This is a genomic window from Hymenobacter agri (assembly GCF_054778495.1).
In genome coordinates this window covers 1-6,891 of sequence record NZ_BAAGZM010000195.1, presented here as the reverse complement: position 1 = coordinate 6,891, position 6,891 = coordinate 1, and the positions used below count along the sequence as shown (strand labels likewise).

Here is a 6,891-nt window from a genome sequence, read left to right as displayed (position 1 = left end):
GCTGGCCCAGCAGCGTGATGAAGGGTGCGGCCGTGCTGCCAGTGCCCAGGCCCACGCGCATGCCGTCGCGCACCCAGCCCACGGCGGTGGTGGCGGCGAGCAGTTTTTCGGCGGCTAAATCGGGAGCGGAAGTGGGTTGAAAATCAGACATGAGCAAGTGGAAGCGCGGCGCAGGCGGGCACCGGTTGATAATGAACAAACAGAGGTGCAGCGGCCGCACTGCCCCTATTGCGGCGCGCGGTTGCCGGGTCAAAAGTAGCGCCTTGCCACTGCTGAAACCTGGCTTTTGCTGGTAAAATCGCACAGCTAGCCACCGCGACCTGCCGGTTTGCATCAATTTGCCGGGCCGGGCGGCGGCATTTCCCGTAGCTTGAGGCACCTTTGCGGCTTCAGTTTCCCGTTGCTTCCATGATGCTTTCTGACTTTCGAATTTCGCGCACTTCCCATCTTTTTCTGGGTGGCCTGAGCCTTAGTGCTGGCCTGTTGCTGAGCGGATGCGGCCGGCCCGCCACCGCTACCCAACCCGCCGATTACCTGCTCTACATTGGCACCAATGTGAGCGGCGCGCAGGACACCAGCCTTTTCCTGTTCCGCGTCAATGCCAGCACCGGCACGTTCACCCGCCTCAGCGGGCAGTTGGGCGGCGCCAGCCCCACCTACCTCACCCTCGCGCCCAACCGCCGGTTTCTGTACGCGGTAAGCGAAACCCAAACCTTCCGGGGCGCGCCGGGCGGGGGCGTGAGCAGCTTCGCCATCGACCCGCACACCGGCGGCCTGAAGCTGCTGGGCCAGCAGCCCTCGGGCGGCGCGTCGCCCTGCTACATCAGCCTCGACCACAGCAACAAAAATGCACTGGTGGCTAACTATGTGGGCGGCAATGTGAGCATCCTGCCTGTGGCAGCCGACGGTACGCTCGGCGCGTCCACCACCGACCAGCACACCGGCTCGGGCCCCCACAAAAACCAAGCTTCGTCGCACGCCCACTGCCTGCTGCCCGACCCGGCCAATAAATTCGCCTTCGCCGTGAACCTAGGCACTGACCAAGTGGTGGGCTACCGCCTCGATGCCGCCGCCGGCCGCCTCACTCGCCTGCCCGAGCCGGCTTTCGTAGCCAAGCCCGGGGCCGGGCCGCGCCACCTCACCTTCCACCCCAACGGCCGCACCGCCTACCTCATCAACGAGCTGAACTCGACGCTGACCACGCTGGCCTACGATGCGGCCGCCGGCCACTTCCGCGAGCTGCAAACCGTGCCCACGCTGCCCGCCGGCTACACCGGCGACAACTCCTGCGCCGACGTGCATGTATCGCCCAACGGCCTGTTCCTCTACGCTTCCAACCGCGGCCACAACAGCATCGCCGTATTTGCCATCGACAGCGGCAACGGCACGCTGGTGCCCATTCAGCACGTCGACACGCAGGGCAAAACCCCGCGCAACTTCGCCCTCGACCCCAGCGGCCGCCTGCTCCTGGTGGCCAACCAGAATTCCAACAACCTCGTCAGCTACCGCGTTGATGCGTTTTCGGGTTTGCTCACGCCTACCGGGCAGCAGGCCACGGTGCCCGCGCCCATGTTTGTGGGCGTAGTGGAGGATTTCCGCAAATAGCTCTTCTGGGGTTGGTTTTCGGTATTAGGAAGGAGCTTGCATCCCGAGCGGAGCGAAGGACCTTATTACGAATGCGCGTTTTGTAATGAATCGAAACGGCAGACGTGAGAAGGTCCTTCGCTGCGCTCAGGATGACAGTTCCCCTCCAATACCAAATACCTAGCTCCAACACCCGAACCAGACAACACCAGCCAAGCCCAGCCGTAAGCGGCGCAGCCCGCCACCACTCGCCGGCTTTATTCTGTTTACTATGGCCGACTTCGACCCCACGCCGCCCGTCCGCGAGCTGCAATTTCCGCTTTACGTGAAAGCCCCGCTGATTTTGCTGGGACTGGCACTGGTGGTGTTCACGCTGCACATCGCCTCGGAAATTATTTTTCCGCTGTTTTTCGCGGCCATTTTCGCCATTATGCTGCATCCGGTCGAGCAGTGGCTGATTCGCAAGCGGGTGCCGCAGCTGCTGGCCATCCTGCTCACGGTAGTGCTGGGCGTGGCGGCAGTGCTGGGCATCGTGTACTTCATCTCGATGGAAGCCGCCCAGCTTTCGGACCAGATGCCGATGTTCAAGAAGAAGTTTGCCGAAACTGCCGCGCAGGTACACGAGTGGCTGCAAACCCGCTTCGGCGTGAGCGACCAGAAGCTGCAAGGCTGGATAAGCGAGGCCGGCACCAAAGCCCAGGGCCTGCTGGGCGGCACACTATCCACGGTGTCAGGCATCGTCGTATCGTTCACGCTCATACCGGTTTACATCTTCCTACTGTTCCTCTACCAGAAGCGTTTGGTTGATTTTCTGGTGCAGGCTTTTTCGGGCCACCGGCGCGATGCCGGCGTGAGTGAGGTACTGCGCGAAAGCAAAACCGCCATTCAGAGCTACATGGTGGGCCTGCTGATTGAGGGCAGCATCGTGGCCGCGCTCAACGTCACGGTGCTCTTCATCATCGGAGTGCCCTACGCGCTGCTGCTGGGCGTGATGGGCGCGCTGCTCAACTTCATTCCTTACGTAGGCGGCCTGATTGCCATTGCCCTACCCATGCTCATGGCCTTTGTGGCGAAGGACGGCTACGGCCACGCGCTGGCCGTGCTGGGGGCATATATGCTCATTCAGTTCATCGACAACCACTACCTGATTCCGCGCATCGTGGCCTCCAAAATTCAGGTCAATGCGCTGGTGGCCATTGTGGGCGTACTGGTGGGCAACGCCATTGGTGGCGTGGCGGGCATGTTTCTGGCCCTGCCGGTTATTGCCATCCTGAAGATTGTGTTCGACCGCATCGAGTCGCTCAAGCCCTGGGGCATGGTGCTCGGCGATGAAGAAACGCCCCGCGGCCGCAAAATCAACCCCGCCAAAAAGGAAGTACGTCAGGCCGAGGGCAAGGAGTAGAAAGTCAGTTAGGAGTTAAGCGTTTGTCATCCTGAGCGGAGCGAAGGACCTCATTGCGTCAGAACAAGTCGTTTTAACGTGGTAAGGCCCTTCGCTCCGCTCAGGATGACAAACGCTTAACTCCTAACTGACTTCCTACCCGCGCACTTCGCGCAGCCAGGCCTCGGCCTCGCCAAGCTCGGAGAAGCGGCGGAACTGCAGGCCGCTGGGCGAAGACGCCACCACCGATTGCGTGGAGAGGCGGTGCATGGGGTCGGCGCCTTCCACGATGGCGCAGTAGCGGGCCCCGGCCTGCGCAATGGCGCGCGGAATCCAGTCGCCGGTGAGCCACTCCTGGGCCTGACCCGGCAGCGGCGCCCGTTGCCCGTGGCACGACAGAATTTTGTGGCTGCCGGTGCTTAGCATCAGGGCCAGCACCTGCTCGTAGTATTGCTGAATGGCGGCCACCGCGATACGCTCGGCGGCCCAGACCAAACGCACCACCTGCGCGCCGGGCTGGTAGTAGAGGCGGCCGGCAGCATTCTGGAAATACAGGGTTTCCGGGGTCAAGGAGAGCGGACTCATCGTAATCGAAGCGGTAGAACAGGAATAAATGAGCCAGTGGAGGCGCCACTGGCCCGGTCAAATCTACCGCTAAACGAACGGGTTACAAAACCTTGTTTGCCAAAGCCCGCACTCATTTTACAGCACCAGCTGCGCCGTGGCGGCGGTGCTGCCGCCGGCATCATCATCCGTCACGAGCAGCAGCTCGAAGTGGCCGGGCGCTAGCTGCTGGCGCACGGCCAGCCCTTCTACTTTGCCGAAGTAAGGCCGGCCATCGGCCCAGGCCAGACGGGCCAGCGTGGCTTTTCCGGCCACCACATCCACCACGCCGATGAACGAGCCCAGCACTGCGCCATCGAGTACGGCATCGGCGGTATTCTCTACCGAGGCCGACACGAACAGCAGCCCATCCACAAACGTAGCCCCCGAAAACCCGGCTGGGCTGCCGTCAAGCATTGGCAGCTCAAACACCAGCTGATGCGCTGCGGGAGCTTGTGCCCCGGTAGTTCCGGCCAGAAACGCCAGCGTTGCGGCCAGCGGCAGCACAAACAGCAGCGCTGCATCAGCCCGCCCCACCGTGCGCTGAAACAGCAGCAGCTCGGTAGCTGAAGTGGCAGCCGCTTCGAGGTTGAGGGCCACGCCAGCGGGCAATTGGGCAGACAGCAGGGCGTAGAGCGGGCTTAAATCGACCCGTTGCGGCACCTGTTCCGACACGGGCACGAACCAACCGGTAGCGCGGGCCGGCGTACTGCCCGAGCCCAGCACCAGCACGCCGGCCCGGCCATCGGGCCAGGTGAGGGCCGTCATGGCTTCGAGGTCGGGCTTGGTGGCTTTGGGGATGCGGCCGGTGCCGAAGGCATCGGTTTCGAACAGCGCTACCCGCGAGCGCACGGCCAGCGTGGCCGCATCAAGCAGGTAGAGGAAGGGCGAGTCGTCGCCGATGACGTAGGCCGTGGGGCCGATGATTTCGACGCCGGAGGCCGAGGGCAAGCCGGGAATGACGTTTTCGGAAATGATGGTGGCTTGCATGGCGAATTATCGGCGGTGGAGTAGCGGGTGAATTGGCGATTGGGGGCCAGCCGCTGTAATATTCGGGCCGGGCCGAACGATAGTGCCCGCAAATAGCGGCCAAATATTCAACCCGTGCCGCTGCCTATCTTGCTGCCGCGCTCGCCCCGCGCCCCTTTCCCATGCCCACGTATACGCCCGGCCTGCACATTCTGGCCACCTTTGCCGCGCCGCCGGCCGCCCTGCGCGATGCCGAGAGTTGCCGCGCCTTCTTCGATGCCCAGGTGCTGGCCTTCGGGCTCGAAAAAGTGGGCGAGGCCTACCACAGCTTCCCGGCCGATGAGAACGGCCCCGGCGGTTTCACCGCTGTGCTGGCCCTCACGGAATCGCACCTGAGCATTCATACCTGGCCCGAGCACGGGCTGGCTACGTTCGACCTGTTTCTGTCGAACTTCCGGCGCGACAACGCGGCCACGGTGCGCGGCATCTACGCGGCCACGCTGGCGTTTTTCGAAGGCACCGAGCTCACCAAAACCGAAGTGCGCCGATGAGTGAGCTTGCGACTTTTTCGAGCGAATCGGCGCAGCTCGACTGCCCCGAGTGCCACACCAGCATTACCTACTACGACGTGCGGGGCAGCGAATACTACGCCTGCCCGAAGTGCCACGCCTACTTCCGGTACTCGGGCGAGGAAATGCCCAAAGTGTTTGGCAACTACAAGGCAGTTGAGCACGAAGCGCCGCTTATCGACCTGGGTACGCTGGGAGTTATCAACGGGGCCACGTACCGGGTAGTCGGCTTCACAGAGCGCTGCGAATACCGCGCCGAGCAATACCGCTGGACGGAATACCAACTGTTTCAGCCCAGTACCCGGCAGTACATTCAACTGTCGCAGTACCGCGGGCACTGGATGCTGATTCAACCCCAGACCGAGCCCATCGAGCACACCAAGCTTAACGGCCGCTTCGTGCACCGGCCCGAGGGCGACTACCGGCTCTACAATCGCTACCAAGCGCGGGTGCTGTGGGCGGTGGGCGAGTTCGACTGGGACATTGAGGGCGACGACCGCCTGAAGCTGGCCGAATACATTCTGCCGCCGCACATGCTGGTGCAGGAACGAAGCCCCAACAATACGGTGAAGTGGTACCGCGCCGAGCATATCGAGCCCGCTGCGGTCGCCGAAGCATTCAACCTGCCTGCCGGCGACATGCCCGCGCAGGAAGGCGTGGGTGCCGTGCAGCCCGACCCGGTGAAGGCCAGCTGGCCGGCCCTGTCGCTGCTCACCACGCTGGCGTTTGGCTTTTTGCTGCTGGTGCAAATCTGGCAGCACGTGCGCCACCCCGATACCGTGGTGCTCTCAGCCGATTTGCAGGTCGAGGCCGACTCCACGGCCAAGTCTCAGCCGGGCACAGGCCGGGTCATCGTGTCGCCGTCCTTCACCCTCGACCACCAGACCGCGCTGGAAATTGACCTCCGCACCACCCTCAACAACCAGTGGCTGGAACTGCCCGTGAGCCTCGTGAACGAGCAAACCGGCCAGGGCTTCGAGTTCACCAAAAACATTGAGTTCTACAACGGCGTGGAAGACGGCGAAAGCTGGCGCGAAGGCAGCCGCGAGGCCGATGCCGTGCTCTCGCGGGTACCGCCCGGCCGCTACCACCTCAACTTTTATCCTTTCACCGAAGCCGGTGCGTTCGGTCCTGGCATTCTGGTGCGCGTCACGGCCGACCCGCCGCTGTGGAGCAACTTTTTCCTGATTTTCTTCCTGCTGCTGATTTACCCCACCTGGCAGTACATCCGCCGGGCCAGCCACGAAACCAACCGCTGGAGCCAGAGCGACTTCGGCCCCAATTCCTAACCGTCCGCCATGCTCGAAAACCTGTTCAAATCCCTGCGCCCGGTGCGCTTCTATGCCTTGCTGCTGCTGCTGCCGCTGGCTTGGTTTGCCTGGAGCACCGACAGCGGCACCCGTATGCTCGGCGACGACAACGAAAGCACCGAAACCCTGAATGCGCCCGGCTCCGGCGGCAGCCACGGCCGCTCCGGCCACGGCCTGTACTTCCACAAATAACCCGCTCCGCTCCTTTCTATGGAATACCTCAACGCCAAAGCCTTCGCGGCTTCCATCATTTACTCGCTGCTGGGCATCGTCATTCTGGTCGTCAGCTTTTACCTGTTTAACAAGCTGACGCCGGGCACCTTGCGCAAGGAAATTCTAGAGGAGCACAACACCGCCCTGGCCATTCTCGGCGCGGCCTTTATGCTGGCCGTGGCCCTCATCATCAGCGCCGCCATTCATGGCTGAGTTGTTGGATGCGCCCGCGCCGGCCGCCGCGGTCGATGCCCGCGCCGCC

Annotated in this window: 8 protein-coding genes; 6 read left to right on the top strand and 2 right to left on the bottom strand. The window is 63.0% G+C overall.

From position 1 onward, the window contains the following. Positions 1 to 408: 408 nt before the first annotated feature. Entirely contained in the window at positions 409 to 1,605 is a 1,197-nt protein-coding gene (locus ACYVDE_RS11295; RefSeq protein WP_460501643.1) for a lactonase family protein, read from the top strand. A 250-nt stretch (positions 1,606 to 1,855) separates the two neighbouring features. After that, positions 1,856 to 2,986, top strand: a complete 1,131-nt coding sequence (locus tag ACYVDE_RS11290) for an AI-2E family transporter (RefSeq protein WP_460501642.1) — start codon at positions 1,856 to 1,858, stop codon at positions 2,984 to 2,986. A 135-nt stretch (positions 2,987 to 3,121) separates the two neighbouring features. On the opposite strand, the gene ACYVDE_RS11285 is transcribed toward ACYVDE_RS11290, so the two are convergent. Both ACYVDE_RS11285 and ACYVDE_RS11280 read right to left on the bottom strand, forming a co-directional pair. Further along, the gene (locus ACYVDE_RS11285) at positions 3,122 to 3,550 is read right to left on the bottom strand and encodes a hypothetical protein (protein ID WP_460501641.1); all 429 of its coding nucleotides are present in this window, start codon (positions 3,548 to 3,550) and stop codon (positions 3,122 to 3,124) included. A gap of 117 nt (positions 3,551 to 3,667) precedes the next feature. Continuing rightward, positions 3,668 to 4,558, bottom strand: a complete 891-nt coding sequence (locus tag ACYVDE_RS11280) for a DUF6929 family protein (protein WP_460501639.1) — start codon at positions 4,556 to 4,558, stop codon at positions 3,668 to 3,670. 161 nt (positions 4,559 to 4,719) lie between these two features. On the opposite strand from ACYVDE_RS11280, the gene ACYVDE_RS11275 reads away from it, so the two are divergent. Genes ACYVDE_RS11275 through ACYVDE_RS11260 form a run of 4 tightly spaced genes read left to right on the top strand, consistent with a single transcriptional unit; the run spans position 4,720 to position 6,842 of the window. Further along, positions 4,720 to 5,088 carry an S-adenosylmethionine decarboxylase family protein gene (locus ACYVDE_RS11275; RefSeq protein ID WP_460501638.1) on the top strand — a complete coding sequence of 123 codons (369 nt, stop codon included), beginning with the start codon at positions 4,720 to 4,722 and terminating at the stop codon, positions 5,086 to 5,088. Beyond that, positions 5,085 to 6,395 carry a DUF4178 domain-containing protein gene (locus tag ACYVDE_RS11270; protein ID WP_460501637.1) on the top strand — a complete coding sequence of 437 codons (1,311 nt, stop codon included), beginning with the start codon at positions 5,085 to 5,087 and terminating at the stop codon, positions 6,393 to 6,395. The genes ACYVDE_RS11275 and ACYVDE_RS11270 overlap by 4 nt, the downstream gene beginning before the upstream one ends. A 9-nt stretch (positions 6,396 to 6,404) precedes the next feature. Further along, complete coding sequence (locus ACYVDE_RS11265) at positions 6,405 to 6,608, top strand: hypothetical protein (RefSeq protein WP_460501636.1); 204 nt, start codon at positions 6,405 to 6,407, stop codon at positions 6,606 to 6,608. Between the two features lie 18 nt (positions 6,609 to 6,626). Further along, complete coding sequence (locus tag ACYVDE_RS11260) at positions 6,627 to 6,842, top strand: DUF350 domain-containing protein (protein WP_460501635.1); 216 nt, start codon at positions 6,627 to 6,629, stop codon at positions 6,840 to 6,842. The last annotated feature ends 49 nt before the right edge of the window (positions 6,843 to 6,891 follow it).